This window comes from Streptomyces sp. NPDC008313 (assembly GCF_042956125.1).
Taxonomy (GTDB): domain Bacteria; phylum Actinomycetota; class Actinomycetes; order Streptomycetales; family Streptomycetaceae; genus Streptomyces.
On sequence record NZ_JBIBFR010000003.1, the window covers coordinates 56,035 to 81,395 of the forward strand.

At 71.5% G+C, this 25,361-nt stretch carries 23 protein-coding genes; 6 read left to right on the forward strand and 17 right to left on the reverse strand.

Going from position 1 to position 25,361, the window contains the following annotated elements; translation table 11 throughout:
• Positions 1-73 precede the first annotated feature (73 nt).
• Positions 74-784, forward strand: coding sequence for a cupredoxin domain-containing protein (locus ACFY93_RS05030; RefSeq protein ID WP_391353679.1), 711 nt, complete (start codon positions 74-76; stop codon positions 782-784).
• 234 nt (positions 785-1,018) lie between these two features.
• Positions 1,019-1,801, forward strand: coding sequence for a helix-turn-helix domain-containing protein (locus ACFY93_RS05035; protein ID WP_391353680.1), 783 nt, complete (start codon positions 1,019-1,021; stop codon positions 1,799-1,801).
• Here ACFY93_RS05035 and ACFY93_RS05040 read toward each other — a convergent pair.
• The 8 genes from ACFY93_RS05040 to ACFY93_RS05075 form a co-directional block, all read right to left on the reverse strand.
• Complete coding sequence (locus ACFY93_RS05040; protein ID WP_391353681.1) at positions 1,780-2,202, reverse strand: hypothetical protein; 423 nt, start codon at positions 2,200-2,202, stop codon at positions 1,780-1,782. The genes ACFY93_RS05035 and ACFY93_RS05040 overlap by 22 nt on opposite strands.
• A 227-nt stretch (positions 2,203-2,429) precedes the next feature.
• Complete coding sequence (locus ACFY93_RS05045; RefSeq protein WP_391353682.1) at positions 2,430-3,335, reverse strand: universal stress protein; 906 nt, start codon at positions 3,333-3,335, stop codon at positions 2,430-2,432.
• A 142-nt stretch (positions 3,336-3,477) separates the two neighbouring features.
• A complete protein-coding gene (locus ACFY93_RS05050; protein WP_391353683.1) occupies positions 3,478-4,398 on the reverse strand; it encodes a universal stress protein in 921 nt (306 codons plus the stop codon).
• Between the two features lie 113 nt (positions 4,399-4,511).
• Entirely contained in the window at positions 4,512-5,435 is a 924-nt protein-coding gene (locus ACFY93_RS05055; protein WP_391353684.1) for a carbamate kinase, read from the reverse strand.
• Between the two features lie 3 nt (positions 5,436-5,438).
• Entirely contained in the window at positions 5,439-6,440 is a 1,002-nt protein-coding gene (gene argF / locus ACFY93_RS05060; RefSeq protein ID WP_391353685.1) for an ornithine carbamoyltransferase, read from the reverse strand.
• Positions 6,441-6,462: 22 nt separating this feature from the next.
• Complete coding sequence (locus ACFY93_RS05065) at positions 6,463-7,692, reverse strand: arginine deiminase (RefSeq protein ID WP_391353686.1); 1,230 nt, start codon at positions 7,690-7,692, stop codon at positions 6,463-6,465.
• Between the two features lie 41 nt (positions 7,693-7,733).
• Positions 7,734-9,215, reverse strand: a complete 1,482-nt coding sequence (locus ACFY93_RS05070; RefSeq protein ID WP_391354130.1) for an amino acid permease — start codon at positions 9,213-9,215, stop codon at positions 7,734-7,736.
• A 456-nt stretch (positions 9,216-9,671) separates the two neighbouring features.
• The gene (locus ACFY93_RS05075) at positions 9,672-10,304 is read right to left on the reverse strand and encodes a TetR family transcriptional regulator (RefSeq protein WP_391353687.1); all 633 of its coding nucleotides are present in this window, start codon (positions 10,302-10,304) and stop codon (positions 9,672-9,674) included.
• A gap of 116 nt (positions 10,305-10,420) precedes the next feature.
• Between ACFY93_RS05075 and ACFY93_RS05080 the strand changes: the two genes are divergently transcribed.
• Positions 10,421-11,053, forward strand: a complete 633-nt coding sequence (locus ACFY93_RS05080) for an NAD(P)H-binding protein (RefSeq protein ID WP_391354131.1) — start codon at positions 10,421-10,423, stop codon at positions 11,051-11,053.
• 112 nt (positions 11,054-11,165) lie between these two features.
• Here the strand turns inward: ACFY93_RS05080 and ACFY93_RS05085 are convergent, their stop codons facing one another.
• The 9 genes from ACFY93_RS05085 to ACFY93_RS05125 all read right to left on the reverse strand — a co-directional run bounded on the left by ACFY93_RS05085 (position 11,166) and on the right by ACFY93_RS05125 (position 21,057).
• Complete coding sequence (locus tag ACFY93_RS05085; protein ID WP_391353688.1) at positions 11,166-12,113, reverse strand: PfkB family carbohydrate kinase; 948 nt, start codon at positions 12,111-12,113, stop codon at positions 11,166-11,168.
• A 54-nt stretch (positions 12,114-12,167) separates the two neighbouring features.
• The gene (locus tag ACFY93_RS05090; protein WP_391353690.1) at positions 12,168-13,403 is read right to left on the reverse strand and encodes a methyltransferase domain-containing protein; all 1,236 of its coding nucleotides are present in this window, start codon (positions 13,401-13,403) and stop codon (positions 12,168-12,170) included.
• A 17-nt stretch (positions 13,404-13,420) separates the two neighbouring features.
• Complete coding sequence (rfbD, locus tag ACFY93_RS05095; protein ID WP_391353692.1) at positions 13,421-14,356, reverse strand: dTDP-4-dehydrorhamnose reductase; 936 nt, start codon at positions 14,354-14,356, stop codon at positions 13,421-13,423.
• Between the two features lie 100 nt (positions 14,357-14,456).
• Positions 14,457-16,766, reverse strand: coding sequence for a methyltransferase domain-containing protein (locus ACFY93_RS05100; RefSeq protein ID WP_391353693.1), 2,310 nt, complete (start codon positions 16,764-16,766; stop codon positions 14,457-14,459).
• Positions 16,763-17,473 carry an antibiotic biosynthesis monooxygenase gene (locus ACFY93_RS05105; RefSeq protein WP_391353694.1) on the reverse strand — a complete coding sequence of 237 codons (711 nt, stop codon included), beginning with the start codon at positions 17,471-17,473 and terminating at the stop codon, positions 16,763-16,765. The genes ACFY93_RS05100 and ACFY93_RS05105 overlap by 4 nt, the downstream gene beginning before the upstream one ends.
• Before the next feature lie 42 nt (positions 17,474-17,515).
• Positions 17,516-18,538, reverse strand: a complete 1,023-nt coding sequence (locus tag ACFY93_RS05110; protein WP_391353695.1) for a methyltransferase — start codon at positions 18,536-18,538, stop codon at positions 17,516-17,518.
• A gap of 92 nt (positions 18,539-18,630) precedes the next feature.
• Complete coding sequence (locus ACFY93_RS05115) at positions 18,631-19,770, reverse strand: nucleotide disphospho-sugar-binding domain-containing protein (protein WP_391353696.1); 1,140 nt, start codon at positions 19,768-19,770, stop codon at positions 18,631-18,633.
• Positions 19,771-20,040: 270 nt separating this feature from the next.
• Positions 20,041-20,418 (reverse strand): hypothetical protein, encoded by a 378-nt coding sequence (locus ACFY93_RS05120; protein WP_391353697.1) that lies wholly within the window; start codon positions 20,416-20,418, stop codon positions 20,041-20,043.
• A gap of 108 nt (positions 20,419-20,526) precedes the next feature.
• Complete coding sequence (locus ACFY93_RS05125; protein WP_391353699.1) at positions 20,527-21,057, reverse strand: MarR family transcriptional regulator; 531 nt, start codon at positions 21,055-21,057, stop codon at positions 20,527-20,529.
• A 130-nt stretch (positions 21,058-21,187) separates the two neighbouring features.
• On the opposite strand from ACFY93_RS05125, the gene ACFY93_RS05130 reads away from it, so the two are divergent.
• The 3 genes from ACFY93_RS05130 to rfbB all read left to right on the forward strand — a co-directional run bounded on the left by ACFY93_RS05130 (position 21,188) and on the right by rfbB (position 25,135).
• Complete coding sequence (locus ACFY93_RS05130) at positions 21,188-22,783, forward strand: DHA2 family efflux MFS transporter permease subunit (protein WP_391354133.1); 1,596 nt, start codon at positions 21,188-21,190, stop codon at positions 22,781-22,783.
• A gap of 301 nt (positions 22,784-23,084) precedes the next feature.
• Positions 23,085-24,152 carry a glucose-1-phosphate thymidylyltransferase gene (locus tag ACFY93_RS05135; protein WP_391353700.1) on the forward strand — a complete coding sequence of 356 codons (1,068 nt, stop codon included), beginning with the start codon at positions 23,085-23,087 and terminating at the stop codon, positions 24,150-24,152.
• On the forward strand, positions 24,149-25,135 hold the full coding sequence (rfbB, locus tag ACFY93_RS05140; RefSeq protein ID WP_391353702.1) for a dTDP-glucose 4,6-dehydratase: 987 nt from the start codon (positions 24,149-24,151) through the stop codon (positions 25,133-25,135). Before ACFY93_RS05135 ends, rfbB begins: the two co-directional genes overlap by 4 nt.
• Positions 25,136-25,361 lie beyond the last annotated feature (226 nt).

The window sequence follows — 25,361 nt, forward strand, 5'->3', positions numbered from 1 at the left end:
CTGACCGCTGATTCCCCGCAGCAGCGGCGCGGTTCCCCGCTTCACCTTCCACCCCGCTCACCGGAGACCATCCATGCGCACGTCCCGCACGCTCCCCGTCCTCGCCACCGCCCTTCTCGCCCTTCCCGTCCTCGCGGCCTGCGGCGGCAAGGACTCCGGCGGTACCGGCGGCGACAAGATCGCCGTCATCGCCACGGACACCGCATGCGAGGTCGCCAAGACCGAACTGAAGGCCGGGGACACCAGGTTCACCGTCACCAACAAGGGCGACAAGGCCACCGAGGTCTACGTCTACGGCGAGCACGAGGGCGCTTACAGCCACATCGTCACCGAAGTCGAGAACATCGGCCCCGGCACCTCCCGCGAGATGAAGGTCAAGCTGGGCGGCGGCACGTACGAGATCGCCTGCAAGCCCGGCCAGAGCGGCGACGGCATCCGTCAGAAGGTCACCGTCGAGGGCGCCAGGGCGGACGAGGAGCCCGAGGAGTCCTACGACCGCGAGGTCGAGGTCGAGGCCACGGAGTACCACCTCGAAGGACTCGACACGTTCACCGCGAAGGCCGGCGAGAAGATCGCGTTCAAGCTGGAGAACAAGGGCGGGGCCGAGCACGAGGTCGAGATCTTCGGCCCCGACGGCAAGAAGGCCGGTGAGGTCCCCCCGGTCGAGCCCGGTACGACCGGAGAAGCCGTCATCACTCTGCACCTCCCCGGCACCTACACCTACACGTGCGACATCGGCGATCACGCCGACATGGGCATGCACGGCACCTTCGACGTCAGCTGAGACCCCGGCCCACCGGGACGACCAAGAGGCAAGAGGGAGGAGAAGCCCAGGCGTTCGGCCTGGCGGCCGGCGGCGACCAGCTCGCGGGGGGGGCGCCGGCCGGGCCCCACTGGGCGGATGCGGTCGGGAGCAGTGCACCGATGTCCATGTCTGCGACGTTCACGACCGGTGCGGACGGCGGCAATTCCCTGCGGGGAATGGCCTGGCACCCTCCGCCGCCGTTACAACAGGTCCGTGGACTTCCCTCGTGCACTTCGCGAACGGCGTGCCCGCCGTCATCTCAGCCAACTCGACCTGGCGCTGCGGGCGGGCACCACGCAGCGCCACCTCAGCTTCATCGAATCGGGCAAGTCAGTCCCCGGCCGGAACATGGTCGTGCGCCTGGCCGAGTCGCTGGAACTGCCGCTGCGGGAGCGCAACGAGCTGCTGTTGGCCGCGGGGTACGCTGCTGCCTACCCCGAGAGCGCACTCGACGACCCGGTGCTGGCTCCCGTACGCACGGCGATCGGCCACATCCTCCGTGGGCATCTGCCGTATCCGGCGCTGGTCGTGGACCGAGGCGGCGATCTGATCGCCGCGAACACCGCATTCGACCTGATCACCGAAGGCGTGGCCCCCGAGCTGGTCGGCCCGGGCACGAACGTCTACCGTCTCGCGCTGCATCCCGACGGCCTGGCTCCCCGTATCCACAATCTCGCCGAATGGGCTCGCCACATTCTGGCACGCCTCGATCACCTGGAAGAGTTGCGTGCCGAACTCACGGAATACATTCCCCAGCTGGATCCGTCTGCCGGGCTGCTCGGTTTCGCGGTTCCGCTCCGCCTGCAGTCCTCGTACGGTGAGCTGCGTCTGATGACGACCGTGACCACCTTCGCCACCGCCGTCGACGTGACGCTCGCCGAGCTGAAACTGGAGGCGTTCCTGCCGGCCGACGCGGCGACAGCCGAGGCGCTCTCGGCGGCCGCCGGGCCGATGGGCGCATCTGCGGCTCCAGGTCAGGCACCCGGGAACATGTAGTCGGTCTTGATCCGGCCGTCGTCGTCGAGCACGAGAATGTCCAGGCCGCCACCCAGTACGTCGCCGGCTTCGGTGGACACCGTCTCCCAGCGGAACTTGACCACGTTCTCGAGGCGTACCGCATCGGCGCGGGCCCGGAAGGTGAAGCCCAGTTTCTCGACGAAGCTCTCATGGCTTCGCGCCACTCGGGTCTCGATGGCGTCGTACCCCTGAGCCTCCAAAGTCGTGTGGTCGAAACCGAGTCCCGCGGCGATCTCCCTGATCTCCGCGGGCGGATGAAGGATATGAATACCGTCCTCGGCCCACAGCCGTTCGATGGCCGCGCGCCGTTCGGCGGCCTCCGACAGTGTCCATTGAGCTATGTAGCGGTCAGCCAGGTGCTGCGGGTCGATCTCGCTCACGTGAAACTCCTTACCGGGCACATCAATTCGAACCAGATCATGTGATGTGCAGCGGCGACCGGCAATTCCTCCCAGGGAATGGCCGTTTGGAGCAGTCAGCGGTAGTGCAGCTGGACGCGGCGTACCGGCGCACGGACCTGACACTGCGACAGCTCGCTCGCGGACGGGTGGCAGAGCCCTGATCTCACCCCTTGTTCCGGACAGACCGTGTCGGTCGTGCGGGCCGGTCAGTCGTGAGCGACGACGGCGACGGGGGTGGTGGCGTGGTGCATGACGGCGTGGGCGACGGACCCGATGTGCACCCCGTACGGACTGCGGCGCACGCGGCGGCCGACGACGATCAGCGAGGCGTCGTGGGAGGCGTCGATCAGGTGGCTCGCGGGGCTCCCCATCCGGGACGCCTCGTCCACATCGACGTCCGGGTACTTCTCCCGCCAGGGCAGGAGCACCTCGGTGAGCGCGCCGGCCTGCGCGCGGCCGATGTCCTCGCGGGGGTCGTAACCGCCGGCCACCGTGTACGCGTAGGAGGACGGCAGGCTCCAGCTCTGGACGACGGTCAGGGTGGCCCCGCGCCGCCGCGCCTCCTCGAAGGCGAAGGAGATCACCTGGCCGTCGGGGCTGCCGGTGTCCAGGCCCAGCACCACGGGCCGGAAGCCGGTGGTGGCGGACGGGGTGCCGGCGGCGTCCTCGAGGTGTTCGTCGGCGGCCTGCTCGCCGGCGCGGACGAGGACGACCGGCACCTCGGCGCGGGCTGTCACGGACTGGCCGACGGAGCCGACGAGGAAGCCGCCGATGCCGCTCAGCGCGCGGGAGCCGAGGACCAGCAGCTCCGCGTCCCGGGCGGCGTCCAGGAGGACATCGGCGGGAGTACCACCGCGCTGATCGGTGCTCACCTCGACGCCGGGGTGACGCAGTCGCAGGTCTTCGGCGGCTTCGCGGGGGACACGCTCGGTCCAGTGCTGGTGGGTCTCGGCGCCGAGGAGCGGCGCCTGCGCCATCGGCTCCGGCACCGGCTGCCACACATGCACCAGCCGCACCGCCAGACCGCGCAACTCCGCCTCACGGGCCGCCCATTCCGCGGCGGCACGGCTCTCGGTCGAGCCGTCGAGTCCTACGATGATCGTGCCGTGCATGGTGTCCGCCTTCTGTGTCGTGAGTTCTGCTTCGAGCGTCCCGGCCGGTGGCCGGAACCGGCAGGGAGCGCGGCGGGACGGCCCGTGTCGAGGCGCCGTCCGCCCGTCTCGCGTCTGTTCCGCCCGCCGCCCTGCCCGTCGGTCAGTCGTGCGGGATGACCGCCACCGGCGCGGCGGCGTGGTGCAGCAGCGCCTGGGTCACCGGCCCGATGTGCGTGCCGACCGCTGACCGGCGGATCCTTCGGCCCACGACCACCAGGGCCGCGTCACGGGAGGCGTCGACCAGGTGAGGGCCCGCGCCGCCGACCGTGGTCTGCGTGCTGACCTCCACGGCCGGGAATCTCTCCTGCCACGGCCGCAGTACCCCGGAGAGTTCGCGTCGCACCTGCCTGGCCATGTCGTCGTCCAGTTCGGGCATGAGGTCGCCGCCGTAGGAGTAGGGCGGCAGCGTCCAGCCGTGGACGACGCGCAGACGTGCCGCGCGACGGGAAGCCGCGTCGAACGCGAAATCGAGCACCCTGTCGTCGGGCTTGTCCAGGCCGAGGCCGAGAACGACATCGCGACGGTCGGTTCCGGCGGTCCGGGCGCCTGCCGGATCGTCCGCCGGCCGGTCCTGCCCGTCGGGTTCCGCGGACCGTACGAGGACCACCGGCCGCTCGCTCCCGGCCAGGACGGCGAGGGAGACGGAGCCGAGCAGGAATCCGGCGACCTTGCCCAGACCCCGGGACCCCAGGACCAGCAACTCGGCGTCGTCCGCGGCCTTCAGCAGCGCCGGGACGGGAAGTCCGGGGATGTCTTCGGCCTCGACCGGCAGACCGGGGTGCCGGCCCGCGATGTGCGCTCGCGCGTCGTCCAGGAGGCGCCGCGCGGCCGCGTGCTGCAGATCGCGCGGCAGCGGCGGCATGTCGAGACCGCTCGCCGGCGCGTAGGCGGGGGCCTGCCACTGAGAGGCGTTCACCAGCCGCAGGGGCAGATCACGCAGGAGTGCTTCACGGGCGGCCCAGTCCGCGGCGGCCAGGCTTTCGGGCGAGCCGTCCAGTCCGACGGTGAGGGTGCGGGGCATGGGGAACCTCCTTCAGGTGCTTCGAGTCTGCGATGTGTGCGGTCGGGGCGGCAGGGACCACTGGTCCCTGCCCGTCGGCCGACGGTCCCCTGCCCCCGCCGCGTCGACGCCCGCTATCCGAAGGCGAGCCGCGGTCGTACGAGAGTCCCGGAGGTGCCGTGGACGATGTCGTACGCGGCGTCGAGGGCCCCGATCGCGGCCAGCGCGCCGGACCGTTCGACGAACTTGGCGGCGGCCTCGGCCTTGGGCCTCATGGAGCCCTCGGGAAGGGCCCGGTCCAGCAACTGCGCGGGGGTCACGTCGAGAACGGGCCGCTGACGGGGCGTGCCGAAGTCGGTGTACACGTTCGGGACGTCGGTGAGGATCAGCAGGAAGTCCGCTTTCAGCTCCTCGGCCAGCAGGGCGGCCGTGAGGTCCTTGTCGACGACCGCTTCGACACCGGTCAGCTCGCCGGTGTCGTGGTCGGCCGTGACCGGAACGCCTCCGCCGCCGCCACAGACGACCAACACGCCGCTGTCCAGCAGCGAGAGGACGGTGTCGGTCTCGACGACGGCCTCGGGCGCCGGGGAGGGAACGACGCGGCGCCATCCCGTGGTGTCCTTGGCGATGTGCCAGCCTCGTTCGCGGGCGAGTGCGTGCGCGACCTCCCGGGGGTAGACCTGGCCGACGAACTTGGTGGGCCGCTCGAAGGCCGGGTCGTCCGCGCGGACCACGGTGTGGGTGACCAGCGCGACGACCTGCCGGCCGGGCAGGGCGCCGCGCAGGGCCCTGGCGAGCAGCGACCCGATCATGCCCTGGGTCTGCGCGCCGAGGACGTCCAGCGGGTACGGGGCGCTGAGGGCGGGGTCGGCGGCGCTCTCCATGGCGAGCAGGCCGATCTGCGGGCCGTTGCCGTGGGTGATGACGAGTTCGTTGTCCTGGGCCAGTGCGGCGAGGGCTGTGACGGCCCGGTCGATGTTGGCCTGCTGCACCGCGGCGTCGGGGCGTTCGCCCCGGTGCAGGAGGGCATTGCCGCCGAGGGCGACGACGATGCGCATGGGTCAGTCCTCCAGTGTGGCGACGAGTACGGCCTTGATGGTGTGCAGGCGGTTCTCGGCCTGGTCGAAGACGACGGAGGCGGGCGAGGAGAAGACCTCGTCGGTGACTTCGAGTCCGTCCAGTCCGTAGGTCTCGTACAGCTGCCGGCCCAGGCGGGTGCTGCGGTCGTGCAGGGACGGCAGGCAGTGCATGAACTTGGTGTACGGGTTGCCGGTGGCGCCGATCGTCTTGGCGTCGACCCGGTAGGGCAGCAGCAGTTCGACGCGGTCGCGCCAGGTCTCCGCGGGCTCGCCCATGGACACCCACACGTCCGTGTGCAGGAAGTCGGCCCCGTGGACGGCCTCTTCGACGTCCTCGGTCAGGGTGATGCGGGCCCCGCTGCCGGTGGCGAGCGCGCGGCAGGCGGTGACCAGGCCGGGCTCGGGCCACAGCTCCCGGGGGGCGGCGATCCGTACGTCCATGCCGAGCAGGGCGCCCATGGACAGCAGCGAGTTGCCCATGTTGTTGCGGGCGTCGCCGAGGTAGCAGTAGCTGATCTCCGGCAAGGGCTTGGGGCTGTGCTCGCGCATGGTGAGGACGTCGCACAGGCTCTGGGTGGGGTGGGCGGTGTCGGTGAGGCCGTTGAAGACCGGTACACCGGAGTGTGCGGCCAGTTCGGTGACGATCGACTGGCCGGAGCCACGGTACTCAATGCCGTCGAACATCCGGCCGAGGACGCGGGCGGTGTCGGCGACGGACTCCTTCGCGCCGAGGTGGGTGTCGCCGGGGCCGAGGTAGGTGGTGGCGGCGCCCTGGTCGGCGGCGGCCACCTCGAAGGCGCAGCGGGTGCGGGTGGAGGTCTTCTCGAAGATCAGTGCCAGGTTCCGGCCGGACAGACGCGGTTGTTCGGTGCCCAGGCGCCGGGCGGCCTTGAGGTCGGCGGCCAGGTCCAGCAGGTGGGTGATCTCGGGTGCGGTGAAGTCGAGTTCGCTCAGGTAGGAGCGGCCTCGCAGGTCGATGCTCATGACGGGTCCTCGAGGATTGCGGTCAGGCGACAGGGTCGCGTTCGACGGGGCAGCTCATGCAGCGGGGGCCGCCACGGCCGCGGCCGAGTTCGGCTCCGGCGATGGTGATCACCTCGATGCCCTGCTTGCGCAGGTAGGTGTTGGTGGTGACGTTGCGCTCGTAGCCGACGACGACTCCGGGAGCCACGGCCAGGAAGTTGCTGCCGTCGTCCCACTGTTCGCGCTCTGCCGCCCGCACGTCCTGCGGCGCGGACAGCATGCGGACCTTGTCCAGGTCGAGCGTCTCGGCCAGGGAGGTGGCCAGGTCGGAGTTGACGCTGACGTCGAGGCCGCCGGCCCTCTCCGGGCTCGGCAGCAGGGTCCAGGAACGCAGGGAGTCGGCCAGGCCGGGATAGATGGCGAAGGCGTCGCGGTCGACCATGGTGAGGACCGTGTCCAGGTGCATGTAGGCGCGAGCGGCCGGTAGCTGGACGGCGATGAGCCGTCGGGCCGTGCCGTCGGCGAAGAGGCGGGCGGCGAGCGTCTCGACGGCCTGGGCGGTGGTGCGTTCGCCCATGCCGACCATGACGGCGCCGTTGCCCAGGACGTGGACGTCCCCGCCTTCGAGGGTGACCGGCCCTCCCGGGGTGGCGTCCTCCCCGAGGACGGGAGCGGTGGCGGACTCCGCGAACAGGGGGTGGAAGCGGTAGACGGCCTCCGCGTGGAGGCTCTCGCGCCGCCGGGCGGGCTTGGCCATGGGGTTGACGGAGAGCCGGTCGTAGATCCAGCAGGAGTTGTCGCGCGGGAAGAGGTGGTTGGGCAGCGGGGCGAGGGCGAAGTCGTCGTCGTCCAGGGCGTTCCAGACCAGGCTGTGCGGGTCGGCCAGTGGCAGGTCGTGCTTGAGCAGGCCGCCGATCAGATAGCCGGCGAGGGTCTCGCCGTCCAGGTCGGTGCACAGCTGCCGTACCGGTTCCGCGAGAAGCGGGCCGACCGTGGCCGGGGTGACGACCCGGTCCAGCAGCCAGGCGCGGGCCTCGGGCAGGTCGAGGGCCTCGGCGAGCAGGTCGGCGAAGTAGTGGACCCGTACGCCCTGGTCGCGCAAGGTCTGGGCGAAGGCGTCGTGCTCCTCGCGGGCGCGCTTGGCCCACAGGATGTCGTCGAAGAGCAGCGCGTCGACGTTGCGGGGGGTCAGGCGGGACAGTTCGAGTCCGGGTCGGTGCAGGACGACCTGGCGGAGCCGGCCGACCTCGGAGTCGACGTGGAAGACGGTCATGGTGGTGCGCTCCTGAGGAGTGAGGGCGGGAAGGCGCCGGTTCAGTGGTGATGGCGTGGGGTGAACCGGCGGAGTCGGACGACCGTGGTGCGGGCGTGGCGGGACCCGGCCGGGCGCGTCTCCGGCGCCCGGGTCCCGGGAGCGGGAGCCTCGTCCGGGCCGGAAGAGGCGTCCGGGGCCACGGGTGCGGTCTCGCTGTCCGGGACCGGCCGCGGCGCCGGGACCGCCGGTGCCACCGGTGCCGCCGGGGCGGAGTCGCCGAACACCCCGCGGTCGCGCTTGAGCCAGATGTACACCGGGAGTCCGAGCAGCAGCACGAACAGGCCGTAGTAGACGGTCTGGTATCCGCTGCCCTGGATCGACCAGTAGGAGAAGGCCATCGCCAGCGCTGCCACGGTGACGTCCCGGGCCAGGCGCCGCGGGGTGAGGCTGTCCCGGCCGCGCACCAGCAGCCAGTACAGCTGGGCGGCGGCGGAGAACAGGTACGGGATCACCGCGGTGAGCACGCTCAGCAGGACGATCTTGGTGAAGACGTCGTCGAAGCGGGTGTAGCTGAACACCGTGATCAGGGACGCCAGCACGGTCGAGGCCACGATGCCGAAGACCGGGACACCGCCCTTGCCGCGCGTCCTGGCGAACGCCGCGGGGAAGAGGCCGTCGCGGGCCGCGGCGTAGGGCATCTCCGCGCAGAGCATGGTCCAGCCGTTCAGCGCGCCGATTCCCGAGATGATGGCGGCGACGGCGACGATGTCGCCCGCCCAGGTGCCGCCGAAGATGTTGTTCGCGGCGTCGGTGAACGGCGCTGTGGACGCGCCCAGTTCGCCGTGGGAGACGGTGCCGAAGACGGCGAGCGTGCCCAGGATGTAGATCACCGCGCAAGCGAGGGTGCCGTAGACGGTGGCGCGGGGCACGTTGCGCCCCGGTGCGCGGACCCGGCCGGCGACCACCGAGGCGGCCTCCAGCCCGAGGTAGCTGAACAGGGCGATGGCGGCCGCCGCCGAGATCGCGCCCATCGCCGACTGGCCGCCGGCGTTGAACGGACCGAAGTTGTCCGGGTCGACGAACAGCAGCCCCACACTGGCCATGAAGATGAGCGGGATGAACTTCAGTACGGTCGTGACCACCTGGAAGGCGCCGATGTTCCGTACGCCGGTGAGGTTGATCGCGGCGGGTATCCACAGGCCCACCAGAGCGATCAGCACCGAATTGCCCATGTGATGGCCGGTGTTGACGAACACCTCGACGTAGCCGACCCAGGCCACCACGATCGCCGCGTTCCCGGCCCACGCGGTGATCCAGTACGACCAGGCGTTGAGGAACCCGGCGAACTCCCCGAACGCCTCCCGGGCGTAGACGTAGGGTCCGCCGCTGGCCGGGACGCGCTGGGACAGTGACCCGAAGGTCACCGCCAGGGCAAGTGCGCCGAGCGTGACGACGACGAACGCCACGAGGGAGATCGGCCCGTACGGTGCGAGGGCCGACGGAAGAGCGAAGACGCCGGTGCCGATGATGCTGCCGACCACCAGGGCCGTGGCGGCCGGCAGTCCGAGCAGGGTCCTGGTGTCGGGAGAGCCGTCCGACCCCGCTCCGCGTGTGCGTTCGGGTCGTCGTGGGATCGTGGACATGGCGGCGCTCCTTCTTCCGTTCGTTCCGGCCGCTCGAGCCGTTGCGGCAGGGCAGTTGGCCTACGGCTGATCCTTCTGCACCGGAAGCGCCCTGATCAGTGGCCGTCAGTCCTGGCGGGAAGGCCGATGGTCCCTGCGTCCCGGCCCCGACCGGCCCCGCCCGGCCCCGCCGGGACCGTGCGTGGTCACGCGTCGCCGTGCGCGGCATCGGTGCCCCGGCTCACCGCGTGCATGGTCTGCCCGTGCCTCCGCCTGAGGCTCCGGGACCTCTCCCGCGCTCGCGTCCCCCGGAGCGCCGATCCGGGACCGGCGAAGCCGTCCGGGCCGTCCGCGAGACCTGTCTCGGCCGTCGCCTCACCCGGCCGGACGGACGAGACCCGTAAGCAGGGTGCGGGCCAGGCGGGCTGCGAAGTCGTCCACCGGGGGGCGGGTGTGCTCCGGTGCCGCGTCGTAGGCGAAGGCCCGCTGTGCGCACGCCCCCATCAGCAGGGACGCCGCCGCGAACGTGTCCGCGTCCCTGCCGACCCGCCCCAGTTCACGCTCGGCCCGCAGATAGGCGTCGAGTTCCTCGATCGGCAGGTGCGGTCCGGATCCCATCCGCCGCATCGCCTCGTCGTGCCGCCGCTTGAGCTGGGTCTCGGCGTAGAGGGACGCGGCGATCGGGAAGCTCTGCTCGTAGAAGAGCGCGGCCCGGCGGGCGATCTCGGTGAGGTTGTCCTCCAGCGTCCCGCGTCCGGGCTCGGCGGCGAGGCTGCGCAGCAGCGGCGTCAGCCGGGGCAGCCGCTCCGCCAGTACGCGGATGAACAGCTCCTCCTTGCCGTCGAAGTACTTGTACAGCGCGGCCTCCGAGCAGCCGGCCGCCCTGGCGATCTCCTTGGTCGTGGTCCGGGCCAGTCCGACCGTGAGCATCAGCTCGTAGGCGGCGTCGAGGATGCGGACCTCGGCCGGTTTCCGCCGCGCGTCACCCGGGGATGCCGAGGCTTCCATCGCGTGTCCTTCCGTCCTCGCCGCCTTGACGGGTGGGTGAGTGTTTACTCACTCTAGAGGAGAAAGAAGGTGGGTGAATGCTCACTCACCTGCTCGTCGCGAGACCCGGAGGACTGATGAGACTCACCGTGTTCGGCGCCACGGGCGGCATCGGCCAGGAGATCGTCCGGCAGGCACTGGACGCGGGGCACCACGTCACGGCGGTCGTCCGCGACCCCGCCAGGCTGACCGTCACCGGCGCGCGCCTGGAGGTGTTCCGCGCCGACCTGACCGACCCGGAGGCGGTGCGGCCCGCCGTGGCCGGCCGGGACGCGGTCCTGTCCGGTCTCGGCGCCCGCACCCGCAGGGACGCCGGTGTCGCGACCCGGCTCACGCGCACGGTGCTGCGCGCCATGGAGGCGGAGGGCACCCGGCGTCTGCTCGTGGTGAGCGCCGCTCCGGTGGGACCCGAGCCGGAGGGCGAAGGCCCGCTCGACCGCGTGGCGCGCGGCATCGTCTCCGCCGTCCTCAAGGACACGTACGCCGATCTGCGCGCGATGGAGGCCGAGCTGACCCGGAGCGCCACGGACTGGACGGTCGTACGCCCGCCGCGCCTGCGGGACAGTCCCCTCGGCGGCACGTACCGGACGGTGGTCGGCGGCAGCCCGCCCAAGAGCCGTTTCATCGGCCGCGCGGACGTCGCCCACGCGATGCTCGCGATGACCGACGACCTCGCGACGGTGAAGCAGGGAGTGGGGGTCGCGTACTGAGGGTGCTGCGGGTGCTGCGGGTGCTGAGGGGAGCCGGGCATGCTCGGGACACGAGAAAAGGCCCCCTCCTGCCGCGTGGATCACGCGGCAGGAGGGGGCGGGGAGTGCGAGGTCAGGACGGCGACGGCTGCCGCGGTGCGCGCGGACGGCCGGGGTCGGGGGTGTAGGTCCGGCTGCCGACGGCCGACAGTGCCCGGGCGGCCAGAGCGGACCCGGCCCGGGCGCACCGCTCTGCGCCGGCGCCCGCCGCGAGGGAGGCGAGGTAGCCCGCGCGGAAGGCGCCGCCGGCTCCGGCCGGGTCGGTGACCGTGCCGGCGGGGACGGCCGGAACCTCCACCGGAGGTTCGCCCGCCCGCTCGACGCGGCTGCCCCTGTCGCCGAGCGTGGTGATCCAGACGCCGGTCCGGCGCAGGACGTCGTCCCGCGTCCAGCCGGTCCTGGTCAGCAGCAGCTCGTGTGCGTCCTCGTTGGTGAACAGGTGGTCCGCTCCCTCGACCAGTTCCCTGATGGCGGGGCCGGTGAGCCGGGCCAGCTGCCCGCCCGGATCGGCGGCGAAGGGGACGCCGAGGGCGCGGCAGGCCCGGGTGTGGCGGGCCATCGCCGTGGGGTCGTCGGCTCCGATCAGTACGAGGTCGGCGCCACCGCGGCGACGCAGCACCTCGCCGAGGTCGATCGCGGCGGCCTCGGCCGTCGCGCCGGGGTAGAAGGTGGCGAGCCGGCCGCCGTCGGTGTCGGTGGTGCACAGGCGGCGGGCCGTGTGCCGGGTGGTGGAGACGTGGACGGCCGAGGTGTCCACTCCGAGGGCGGCCAGGCGGGCGCCGTGATCGTGGAAGTCGGCTCCGACCGCCCCGACGAGCAGCGGGCGGTGGCCGAGGAGGGCCAGGCCGTACGCGATGTCGGCGGCCGCACCGCCGTCCCGGACGTCCAGGGCGTCGACGAGCAGCGACAGGGAGATGTGGTCCAGCTTGTCCGCGATCAGCTGTTCGCGGATGCGGCCGGGGAAGGTCATCAGATGGTCGGTGGCGATGGAGCCCGTGACGACGAAGCGCGTCTCAGGCATACGTCCCTCCTGCGGTCGGACGGGGGGGGTGCTCGGTCGCTGCGGCGGAGTGCCTCAGTCGACGCGCACGTCGGGCACGTAGTGGATCCATCGGCCGCCCGCCTCGCGGAACGCGGACTCCTTGGCGAGGATCTCGTCCTCGTGGTTCCAGGCCAGCAGCAGCGCGTAGTCGGGGTACGGGTCGGCGAAGGCGTCCGGGCTCCTGACCGGGATGTGGGTGCCCGGGGTGAGCCGTCCCTGCTTCTCGGGGGTGGAGTCGCAGATGAAGGAGACCAGGTCGGGGCCGATCCCGCAGTAGTTGAGCAGGGTGGTGCTCTTGGCGGTGGCGCCGTAGCCGGCCACGCGCTTGCCCTGGTCCCGCAGGTCGCGCAGCCGGGCCACCAGGGTCTCGCCGAGTTCCCGTACGCCGTCGGCGAAGCGGGTCAGCGTCGCCCGCTCGGTGAGGCCCTGCTCCTTCTCCTGTTCCAGCAGCTTCGGCACCGAGGGGCTGACGGGGCGTGCGCCGGTGCGGGCGAGCGTGCACCGCAGCTCCCCGCCGTGCACCGGCAGGAGTTCGACGTCGACGAGTTCGAGGCCGTGGCGTGCGGCCATGTCCTGAACGGAGCGGGCCGTGAAGAAGAAGATGTGCTCGTCGTAGATCTGGTCGAACGAGGCGCGCTTGACGATGTCGCCGAAGTACGGGTCCTCGAAGACGAAGACGCCGCCGGGAGCGAGCAGGTTCTCGACGCCGCGCAGGATGGAGTCGAGGAAGTCGATGTGCGAGAACGTGTTGGCGGCGAAGACGACATCGGCCCGTCCGTCGGTGGCGAGGATGCCGGCGGCGAGGTTCTCGTCGAAGAACTCGTCGACCACCCGTATCCCGTTCGCGCGGCCGACCTCGGCGACGTCCCCGCACGGTTCGACGCCGAGGTGGCGCACTCCCGCCTTGGCGATGGTGCGCAGCATGATGCCGTCGTTGCTGCCGAGTTCGACGATGAACGGGTCGGGGCCGGTCAGCTCGTCCGCCAGGAAGCGCCGCGCCAGGTTCTCGAAGTGGGCGCTCATGACGGACGACTGCGAGGAGCGGTAGGGGTATGCGGCGTGGAACATCCGGTCGTGCCGGACGTAGTCGGTCAGCTGCACCATGGTGCACGTCTCGCACATGGCGACGGTGAGACGGAAGCGGAAGGCACTGGCCTCCTCGTCCGGTCGCCCGGGGTCCACGAAGGCGTTGCCCATGGGCTGGTCGCCGAGGTCGAGGAACTCGCGCAGGGCACCGCCGCAGACGCGGCAGGTCGGCAGGTCGGACATGAGGTCTCCTCGGATCGTCACGGGGCGTCGGGAAGGGGCGGCGCGGACCGGGCCGCGGCCAGGGCGTCCGGTCCGTGCTCGCGCAGGAACTCGGCGAGGGCGTCGCGCCAGGGGCGGTTGAGCCGCCGCACGCGCGGGGGCAGCCGTACGGAGGTGAGCGGGGTGGCGGCGGGCCGCGCCGGACCGGCCGTCCCGGCGCCGGGCGTGGCCGGCCGGGGCAGGGCGCCGAGCCCCAGACCGGAGACGACGGCGTGCGCCAGTCCGTACCAGGTGGCGCTCCCCTCGTTGGTCACGTGGTAGGGCCCGCCGTCCGCGTCGGCGGCGAGCAGTTCGACCACCATGCGGGCCAGGTCGGCCGTGTACGTGGGTGACATGACGAGGGTGTCGATCACGTCGGCGCGCCGGCCGGCGGCGGCGCGGCCCAGGATCTGTTCGACGAATCCCGCCCGGCGTCTCTCTCCGGGCGGGGGTGGCCCGAACAGGGCGGCGGTGCGCACGACCAGGTGCCCGGGGCTCGCGTTCAGGGTCTCGTGCTCCCCGGCGAGCTTGGACAGCCCGTAGGTCAGCAGGGGGCGGGGCGGGGCGGTCTCGTCGTAGGGGCCGGGTCCGGTGCCGTCGAAGACGTAGTCGGTGCTGATGTAGACGCAGCGGGCGCCGGCGTCGGCGCAGGCCCGGGCCACCCGGCGCGCGCCGACGGCGTTGACCTCGTAGGCGCGGGCCGGGTCGGCCTCGCAGGGGCCGACGCCGGTGAACACGGCGGCGTTGACGACGACGTCCGGCCGTACGGCGCGCAGCAGCCGTTCGGTCTCGGCGGTCCGGGTGATGTCGGCCTGGGCCCGTCCGGCACGGTGAACGGCGCGGATCCGGGGGTCCGCCGAGGCGACGGTGGCCAGGGCGGAGCCGAGCAGGCCCTCGGCGCCCAGGACGAGCCACCTCCCTGTGGCTGGCGGCATTCCGGCAACCTCCGATATGTCGATGAGGGTCGGTTGGCGTGAGGGCGCGCGGACCCGCGGCGGGCACCATGGGGGGCGGTGGTGCCCGCCCGCGGGTGTCTCAGTCGCGGCGTTCGGCCGTGACGTGCCAGACGGGCATCGTGGCCTTGCCGTGCTCGTCGAGCGGGAGACCCTCGAGCCGGGCCGCGGCGCCGCCGTCCGGGTACTCCGACCTGATCAGGGCCGCGATGTCCGCGACGCCGAGGGAGCTGGCGAAGGTGGCGGGCTCCACGGAGAGCACGTTCCAGACACCGCCGACGACCTCGCGGAGGTAGGCGGCGGTGTGCCGGTGCGGCCCGGGGAACGGCGCCTCGAACTCCTGGGCGAAGCAGAACATGTGCAGCCTGGCCCCCGGCCGCGCCGCCTCCCGCAGCGCGCGGAGGTAGCGTTCGCGTTCGTCCTCGGCCAGCGAGTGGAAGCAGGCGCTGTCCACGATCGTGTCGAAGCGGTTCCCGTAGCCCGTCAGCCGGGTGGCGTCCGCGACGGCGAACTCGACCTCGGCGCCACGGGCCTTCGCCCGTCGCCGCGCCTCCTCCACGGCGGCCTCGGCCACGTCGACCGCGGTGACACGGTGGCCGCGTCCGGCGAGGAAGGCGGCGTTGTCGCCGAGGCCGCAGCCGACGTCCAGGACGTCCCCGGTGATCGTCCCCGCGTCGTGGGCGGCCACCAGGGCGGGCTGCGGCCGGCCGATGTCCCACGGCTGGACGGGCCTCGCCTCCTTCCCGCCCTTCTCGCCCTCGTAGATGGCCCGGAAGTCGTAGTGCTCGGGAATGTGGGCGGTGGGGTACGTCGGGTCGTCCTTCGTCATGTCGTCCTCAGGCAGCCGCACGGACAGGGCGTGGTGGAAGACGTCACGGGGGTCCCATGCCGCCTTGACGGCCTGGAGAGCCGCGTAGTTGTCCTTGTAGTAGAGCTGGTGCCAGGGCACCCCCGACCTGTTGTGCTCCGGGTCGGCGAGATCGACGTCCGGGTAGTTGATGTACGACCCGTCCGTCAGCTCGCCGGGGACGGGCACCCCGCCGGTGCCGGCGTACAGCTCTGAGTAGAGGCCGCGCAGCCAGGCCAGGTGCGCGTCGTCCTCGTTCTCGTCGTACCAGGCCGCCGAGTACGCCGCCTTGATCACCGAGTCGCGCTGGACCGACGCGGTGTCCGCCGGTGCGACCGCGTTGATGGCGCCGCCGTAGCCGTTGAGCATCATCAGGGACTCGCGGCCGAAGTAGTCCTCGCGCTGGAACCACCGGTACAGCGTGGCGATCTGCTCGTCGGTGTACACGCCCCGCAGATAGGCGGCCTTGGTCTTGAGGCGCGCCCCCATCACGGGGCCGGAGTCGCCCTGCCCCATGTACCGGCAGGCGGTCAGCCACGGCAGTTCCCTGCGGAGCACGAACGGACGCGCGCCGACGCCCTCGCCGACGGCCGCGAGGAACGCGTCCAGCCGGGCCGGGGCGTCCGGTTCCGTGGCGTCGGTCTGTACGAACATGGTGAGCCCGCCGCCCGAGCGGTGCCTGACCCACAGCGACGCGAACAGCCCGGCTGACGGCGATCCGGGTTCGCTATTGGCGACGTGCCAGGCCATGAAGTTGCGTACGAGGCCGGTGAACGCGGGCAGTTCGCACTGCTCCCACGACCAGTTCACCATGGCGGTCAGCAGCGAGGCGGGCGGGCGGGGCAGCAGTCCCGCGGGGTCGGCGCCGTCTGCCCCCGGGGAACGCATCCAGTAGCGGGTGACGATGCCGAAGTTGCCGCCGCCGGCGCCGGTGTGGGCCCACCACAGCTGCCGGTGGGGGTCGTCCGGCTCACGGGTCGCGGTCACGGTGCGCACCCGCCCGGCCCGGTCGACGTGGACGACCTCGACCGCGTAGAGGTGGTCGGCGACGAGTCCGTGCAGCCTGGACAGGGGTCCGTACCCGCCGCCCGAGATGTGGCCGCCGACCCCGACCGCGGTGCACACCCCGGCCGGAAGGGTCACGTTCCAGTTCCGGTACAGCTCCTTGTACACGTGGCCGACGGTCGCGCCGGCCTCGATCGCCACGGCGTTGAGCGCCGGGTCGTAGGAGACCCGCGACATCAGGGAGAGGTCGATGACGACCTCGACCGCCGGGTCTGCCACGAACGCCTCCGGGCAGTGGCCACCGCTGCGCACGGCGACCCGTTTCCCGGCGGCCAGCGCACGGCCGAGGGCGTCCGCGACCTGCCCGGTGGAGCGGACCAGTTCGACGTGGTCGGGCGCGCCGGTGAAGCGGTGGTTGTCGCCGCGCACCAGTTCGCCGTAGCGGGGGTCCTCCGGTCCGACGCGGACCGGTCCGGGTCCGGGACGCGGGCGGCCAGGGGCTGTGGCGGTCGTGTCACCGTCCGCCGTGCCGACGCTCATCGGTCACCGGCCGTCTGCCCGGCGGACGGCCGGTCGCTCGCGGACCGCGCGAACACGACCTCGTAGGTGTTCGACGACCGTGACGTCAGCAGCGGGCGGGCCTGCGCGCGCATGGCCCGGGTGTGCGCCGGACGCTGGTCCTCCGGGAGGTTGTGGAACGTCTCGTACGCCTCACGGCTGTCCCACTGGGCGTAGTTGACGACGAAGTCCCCGTCGAGACCGCGCAGGATGGAGTGGGAACGGTAGCCCGGCACGTCCGGCATGGACGGGTCGTACTTCGCGAACAGGTCCACGAGGGCGGCCTGGTTGCCGGGCTCGACGCCCATGATGACGATGACGGTGAAGTCGTCCCGCTCCGGCGAGATCTCTATCCGTTCAAGACCGGGGTGGAGATGGGCGGCGATCACCTCGGTCTTGAGCAGATGCACCGTGGTGGTCAGTTCCTTGAAGTGGGGCACCGTGTTGTGCCGGAAGCTCTCCCCCTCGTAGCGCTCCTGCAGGTCGTCCACGCTGCGCCACTGGATGTAGTTGGCGGCGCAGGGCTTGTCCAGACCGCCGTGCAGGGTGGAGGAGCGCCACCCCGGGTAGTTCGCCCCCTTGATGATCCCCTCCATCGTGTCCAGCAGGATCTTCTGGCCGTCCCGGTCGACGGTGTCGAAGAGGTTGAACACGGTGAGCGATCCGTTGTCGGGCGTGATGAATGGCATGGCTTGCGGTCCCTCCGTGTGGCTCGGTGGCTCGGTACGCGATCAGGCCCGGACGGCTTCGACGACGCTGTGCAGTCCCGCCGGGACGACGCGGGTGAGGCGCAGCCCGGCCCGGCCGAGGAGTTCGGCGAACTCGCTCTCGGTGCGCTGCTTGCCTCCGCAGAGCACGAGCATGTTGAGGTCCATCAGGGTCACGGTCGGCGAGAGCCCGTCCCGCTCCGGCATGACGGCCTCGACGAGGAGCACCCGGCCGTCCTCGGCGAGCGCCCGGCGGCAGTTGGTGAGGATCCTCAGGGACGGCTCGTCGTCCCAGTCGTGGATGACGTTCGACAGCAGGTAGGCGTCCTTGCCGGCCGGTACGGAGTCGAAGAAGTCGCCCGCGGCGATCTCCACCCGGTCGTCCAACCCGCGGTCCTGGAACGTCCGCTTCGCCCCGGCCACCACGTCGGGCCGGTCGTACAGCAGGCCGCGGGTGTCCGGGTGGGCGGCGAGGACCGCGGCGAGCAGGGCGCCGTGCCCGCCCGCGACGTCCACGAGCGTGCCGATGCCGCCGAAGTCGTAGGCGTCGACCACCGGGGCGATCAGCCGGCACGACGCCTCGGTCATCGCGTCGTCGAAGACCGCCGAGACGTCGGCGCGGTCCCGCATGTACTCCCACACGTCCTGGCCGTGCACCCGCTCGAACGCGGGGCCGCCGGTGCGGACGCTGTCGGCCAGGCCGGTCCAGGTGGTGCGGTCGGCGGCGAGACCGACCCACCGGGCGAAGTTGCGCATGGAGTGCGGCGAGTCGTCGCGGAGCGCGTCCCCGACCTCGGTGAGGGCGAACACGCGTCCTTCGCGCTCCTCGAAGAGCCCCAGGGCGGCGCAGGCCCGCAGCAGCCGGTAGCAGGTGGGCGGGTGCGCGCCGACGCTCCGGGCGATCTCGTCGGCGGGGCGGGCTCCGTCCGCCAGCGCGTCGGCGACGCCGAGTTCGGCGGCTGCGCTCACGGCGGCGGCCATCCAGCTCGACGTGGCGAGCTGCAGCACCCGTGCGGAGGGCGGCGGCTTGGGGGGTGAGGTCTGCATGGCGGACGGACCCTTTCGGTCGCTGGGTTGGGTGAGGGCGGTGAGGGTGCGGGCGGGCTCCGCGAGCGGGGCCCGGGCCGGCGGCGGGGGGCTCAGCGGCGGGCGAGCGCTTCGAGGTCGGCGACGACCTCTCCCGGCGGGGGCAGTTCGCCCAGCTCGCGGGCCAGCTCACGCGCCCGGCGCGCGTGGCTGTCGTCGGACAGGACACGGTCGCAGGCGTCGAAGGTGTTGTCCGGTGACTTGTCATCCCGGTGCAGGATCACGCCCGCACCCTGCTGTTCGAGCAGTCGCAGTGAGGGTTCGAACGCCTGGAACTGGTTCACGATGACCTGCGGGGTTCCTGCCGCCATGGCGTTGAGCGTGGTCAGGCCGCCCGCGTGCACGATCGCGTCACAGGTGCGCACCAGGAACTCCATCGGCACCCAGTCGGCGCGTACGCCGGGGAAGCGGTCCCGGATCTCGCGGGCGGTCGCCTCGTTGGCCGCGACGACGATCTCGGCGTCGAGTGCGGTCAGCCGCTCCACCAGTGCGCAGAGGTAGGCGAACATCTCCGGCATGGCGGTGCGGAAGCTGCCGAGCGTGACGCACACCCGGGCGCGCTCGCCCCTGCTGTACATCCACGGTTCCAGCCTGCGCTGGCGGTTGCCCGGCACCCATCGCATCGGCCGGCCGCGCACGGCGCCGGCCGGGATGAGGCTCGGCGGGCAGATGTCGATGAACAGGTCGGGGCCGGGCAGCCGTTCGAGTCCGGCCTGCGCCAGCTCGGGCGCCAGTTCCTCGTTCGCGTAGCGTTCCACGCCGTCGAAGTGCAGCCAGTCCCACGCCTGCCGGACGTACGGGATCCCCAGCCGGGAGCCGAGCAGGGCGGCGGCGTGGGCGTCCGTCCCGCCGACGACGAGGTCGGGGCGCCATACGCCGGCGAGTTCCAGGAGCCCGTCCAGGGCGACCGCGGCCTGACGGCCGAACCACCGTCCCACGTACGGCAGTTCCTGTTCCGGGGACCAGGGGAACTCGATGGGCCCGCCCGGCCGGTCGAGCTCCTTGATGCTCTCCGTGGTGTGGCCGTCGGCGACCGCCACCGCGGGCAGTCCGACGGAAGCGACGGTCGGGGTCAGCTCGTCGAAGGCCGCGACCAGGATCTCGTGCCCGGCGTTGCGCACCGCCGTCGCGAGAGGGGCCAGGGCGAAGACACCCGCCGGGCTCGTTCCCGCGGCGATGAAGAGGACTCTCATGCTGCTCCTTCGGGGCTGGCCGCCCCGCGACGACGACGCCGCCGTGGCTGGTGCCACGGCGGCGGTCGGGGTGGGGCGCGCCGGTACGCGGTCGGCGGCACCCGTGACACGGGATGTGCACGTGCACGGGGAAGAGGAAGCCGGAACCGGCCGGCGGGGAGGGGGAACGGGGCCGATGGGCACACACGTTCCACGATGAGCAGTATCTTCTTCGCCGCAGTTCGGTGTGTCAAGTGCCTTTCACTGACGGGAGGTTGTGCGGCCGGTGACTCATCCCGCCGTCGCGAGCCTCTGGAGGATCTCGCGGTGCAGGCCGATCAGGCGGGGCACGTCCGCGCGCTCGGCGCGCGCCATTACGCACTCGGTGCAGATCCCCCACGGCCTGCCGTCCCCGGGGAGGAACCGGTCGATGAGCGCGGCCTGCGCCTCGGCCGTGCCGCGGGCCTGCTTGTCGGGGTGGTAGGACACGAGGGACAGGTAGAGCTCGGTGCCGGGGCCTGCCCGCAGTCCGGCCAGCGGGGCGAAGTACGCCTCGTCGCCACGGTCCTGGGGCACGGTGAAGGAGATCCAGGCCGGCTCGCGCCCGGGTGCGGCGCCGAGCGCGTCGGCGATGTCCACCTGGCCGGCCAGGGTCTCCGGACCGACCATGTGCCGGTGCTCGAAGTCGCCGTAGCACAGGTGCCAACTCCTGCGTGCGCGCGGTGGTCACGGTCCCGGTCCACGGTCCGGCGGGACGGGGCGCGGACGGCGGCGGGGTCAGCTTCCCTCGGGCGCCCCGGGGCTCCGGCCCGCGCGGGTCTCCTTGTACTCGTGCGCGAGCAGCGAGTCCATGGTCTCGCGCAGGTGGAAGATGAAGTCCTCGAACTGCTGGAGCTGCTCGGGGGTGTACTGCGACATCTCGGCGACCATGCGTCCTGCGTAGGGGCCGAAGAACTCCTCGGCGCGCGGCTTCACGTGCGGGCTGCTGCGCAGCGTCACGATCCTGCGGTCGGTGTGCTCGCGGGTGCGCACGACGTGGCCCGCCGCCTCCAGCCGGTTCAGCAGCGCGGTCGTCGCGCCGGACGACAGGGAGACGCGCTCGCTCAGCCGGGCGGGTGACAACGGCGCCCCCTTGTCCTCGGCGTAGAGGATCTCGACCAGAGCCGCGGCGTCGGTGGAGTGCAGGCCCAGCCAGGTCGCGAACCGCTGGGTGAACTCCGCGTAGTTGGCACCGAAGGCGCGCAGCCCGTCCATGAGCCGGTCGCGCCGCACCTCCAGCCCGCCGAAGTCTGCTCTGTCCATCGTCATGCTCCGTCCTCGATCCGCGCCGGCGGCCCCGCGGCCCCGCGAGTTGACACCGTAGCCCGGACTCAATACCTTCATGGCAAAGATACATCAGAGTGGAGGTACCTTGAACGGCACCACGGAACCCCCATCCATGCGCCAATGGCTCGGCCTGGTCGCAGTTTCCTTGGGTGTGGCGCTGATCGTCGTCGACATCACGATCGTCAACGTCATCCTGGCCCCGGTCATCGAGGACCTCTCGATCGATTCCGCCGAGGCCCAGTGGATCCAGGAGTCGTACGCGATCGCCTTCGCGGCGCTCCTCCTGCTCGCCGGACGCCTCGCCGACCTGTACGGCGCCCGCAGGATCTTCGTCTACGGTCTCGTCGTCTTCGGCGTCACGAGCCTGGTGGCCGCCCTCTCCCCCGACGGCGGCCTCCTGATCCTGGCCCGCGCCCTGCAGGGCGTCGGCGGCGCCATGATCCTTCCGACGTCGCTGGCCCTGGTGAACGCCACGTTCACCGGCAAGGCCCGGGGCCAGGCCTTCGCCATCTGGGGCTCGACCATCGGCGCAGCGGCGGCCGTGGGCCCGCTGCTCGGCGGCTGGCTGGCCGACATCTCCTGGCGCTGGGCCTTCGGCATCAACATCCCCCTGGTCGTCCTGATCATGGCCGGGGCCCTCGTCTACCTGTCCGAGTCCCCGCGGGCACGGGGCCGCGTCGACGGCGTCGGCGGTGCCCTGTCGGCGGTCGGGCTCGGCCTGCTCGCGTTCGCCCTCATCGAGGGGCGCACCTACGGCTGGCTGATGACCACCGAATCGCTGGACATCGGCGGACTCTCCTGGAGCGGCGGCCCCTCCCCCGTGCTCGTCTCGTTCGTGGTGTCCGTCGTCGTCCTGTGGGCGTTCTGGCGCCGCCAGGCCGCACTGGGCCGTAAGGACGGCGAGCCGCTGATGGACGTCGGGCTCTTCTCCATCCCGTCCTTCCGCAACGGCAACGTCGTGACGCTGATGGTCGGACTCGGCGAGTTCGGCATCATCGCCGTGCTGCCGCTGTGGCTGCAGTTCACCCTGGACTACAGCGCGTTCGACGCGGGCCTCGCGCTCGTCGCGCTCGCCGTGGGCAGCTTCGTCGCCAGCGGTGCGAGCTTCGGCATGGCGGCCACGGTCCCGCCCCTCTCCCAGGTGCGGATCGGCCTCGTCCTGGAGGCCGGCGGTCTGGTGATGCTGGGCCTGATCGCCGCGACCGACACCTCCTGGTGGACGATCGCGATCGCCCTGTTCGTGTACGGCGTCGGCGTGGGCTTCGCCACGGCGCAGGTCACCAACATCGTCCTGGTGGACGTGCCCCCGCAGAGCGCCGGTCAGGGCTCGGGCATTCAGAGCGCGGCGCGCGAACTGGGCTCCGCGCTGGGCATCGCCGTCCTGACCACGCTGTTCTTCAGCACGCTCGCCACCGATCTGAGCGACCGGCTCACCGAGTCCGGGCTGAAGGAGGCCGAGGCCGACCGGTTCAGCTCCGTCGTCACGGACAGCGCCGGCTCGGTGATCCACTCGCTCTCCGACGACCGGCGGACCGCGGCGGTCGCGGACGCCGCCCGCGAGGCGATGTCCCACGGTCTGGCGATGGCCTCGTACGTGTGCGCGGGGCTGCTGGTCCTGGCCCTGGTGACCACGCTGTTCGTCACCCCCGGCAAGGGCGCTCCCGCCGAGGAGGCGAAGACCGCACACCCCGAACCGACGACGAACTGACCGCGAGCCGGCCACCAACCGACCCCGGAACGGGGCCCCATGAGCGACCCGGCCGGAGGGTTACTTTCCCCCGGACCGTCCGGCCGGGTCATCCGGGCAGAGAAACGAACCCCACGCCGTGAGAAATACAGGAGCACGGCGTGCGGATATCACGAATGTGCGGCACCGTGAATCCGATCCGCTCGTCGAAATACCGGACGACTGGACAAGCCGACTTCTCGGTGCATAGGTTCAGCTCAGTACCCGTCGCCAGGAACGTGCACATCGAATTCGTCCACGCGGCCATTTGGGGGCTTGTCACATGAAGGCGCTCGTCCTCTCGGGAGGCGCTGGCACACGCATGCGCCCGCTCACGCACACCACTGCGAAACAGCTGGTCCCGGTAGCCAACAAGCCTGTTCTCTTCTACGGTCTCGAAGCCATCGCGCAGGCCGGCATCACGGACGTCGGAATCATCGTGGGTGAAACCGCGGCCGAGATCGAGGAGGCGGTCGGCGACGGATCCAAGTTCGGACTCGACGTCACCTACATTCCACAGGAGGCGCCGCTCGGCCTCGCCCACGCCGTCCTGATCTCAAGGAAATTCCTCGGCGACGAGGATTTCGTCATGTATTTGGGCGACAACTTCATCGTCGGCGGCATCACCGAACTGGTCGACCATTTCCTCTCGGACCGGCCCGACGCCCAGATCCTGCTGACCCACGTCCCCAACCCCACCGTCTTCGGCGTCGCCGAGCTGGACGACGCGGGCAACGTCGCGAGGGTGGAGGAGAAGTCCCCCCACCCCCGGAGCGACCTCGCGATCGTCGGCGTGTACCTGTTCAGTCCGGCCGTCCACGAGGCGGTGCGGGCGATCGAGCCCTCCCGGCGCGGGGAGCTGGAGATCACCCACGCCATCCAGTGGCTCATCGACGAGCGGCGCGACGTGCGCTCCACGACCATCTCCGGCTACTGGAAGGACACCGGCAACGTCGTGGACATGCTGGAGGTCAACCGGTCCGTGCTGGAGACGCTCGAACCCCGGATCGAGGGCGAGGTCGACGAGGAGAGCCAGATCATCGGCCGGGTCTGGATCGAGGAGGGCGCGAGCGTGCGCGGGTCCCGGGTCGTCGGCCCCGCCGTCATCGGCCGGGGCACGGTGATCAGCGACTCCTACATCGGCGCGTACACGTCGGTGTCGGAGGACTGCCGCGTCGAGAACAGCGAGATCGAGTTCTCGATCGTGCTGCGGGACTCGTCGATCAAGGGGGTGCGCCGGGTCGAGGCGTCCCTGATCGGACGGAACGTCACGGTGACGCCGGCGCCCGCCGTCCCGCACGCCCACCGTCTCCTCCTGGGCGACCACAGCGAGGTGCAGATCTCGTCATGACGACCACTCACCTCCTGGTCACGGGCGGAGCCGGGTTCATCGGCTCGCACTACGTGCGCACGCTGCTCTCCCCCCAGGGCCCCGGCGACGTCTCCGTCACCGTGCTCGACGCGCTGACCTACGCCGGGAACCCGGCCAATCTCGACCCGGTGCGCACCCACCCCGGATTCACCTTCGTCCAAGGCGACATCTGCGACGAACCGCTCGTGCGCACCCTCGCCCAGTGCGCCGACGAGATCGTACACTTCGCCGCCGAGTCGCACGTGGACCGCTCGATCAGGAGCTCGGCCCCCTTCGTCCGGACCAACGTGGCCGGGACACAGGTCCTGCTCGACGCCGCCCTGCGTGCGGGGACGCGCACGTTCGTCCACATCTCGACGGACGAGGTCTACGGGTCCATCGACGAGGGCTCCTGGCCGGAGGACCATCCGCTGCGGCCCAGCTCACCGTACGCCGCGTCCAAGGCGTCGAGCGATCTCCTCGCCCTGAGCCATCACCGCACCCACGGCCTGGACGTGCGCGTGACCCGGTGCTCCAACAACTACGGCCACCACCAGTTCCCGGAGAAGGCCGTCCCCCTGTTCGTGACCAACCTGCTCGACGGGAAGAAGGTGCCCCTGTACGGCGACGGGCTCAACGTCCGGGACTGGCTGCACATCGACGACCACGTGCGGGCCGTCGAGCTGGTGCGCACGGCCGGCAGACCCGGCGAGGTCTACAACATCGGCGGCGGCACCGAGCTGACGAACCGGGAACTCACCGAGCTGCTGCTCGCGGAGTGCGGCGCGGGCCGGGACATGGTCGAGTACGTCGCCGACCGCCGCGGGCACGACCACCGCTACGCGGTCGACTGGACCAAGATCCGCACCGAGCTGGGCTACCGGCCGCGCAAGGACTTCGCCACCGGACTGGCCGAGACCGTTGCCTGGTACCGCGAGAACCGCCGGTGGTGGGAACCCCTGAAGGACCGCGCGATGCTGTGACATCCGCCGAAAACCGGCACCGCGCCTCCCCCGCGCACACGCCGGCTTACCCCCGTATCGCATAGGGCACCCCGTCCGAATGTGTGGATCCCGCACAGATCCGCATGTGCGCAATGGACCGGAAAAGATCGCACTTGAAAACTAGCGGCCAGTAGCTAGACTTTTGAGCGACCTGACCGGGCGCGGATGGCGGGACACAGGACGCCGAGTGCTCGCGATCACCTCT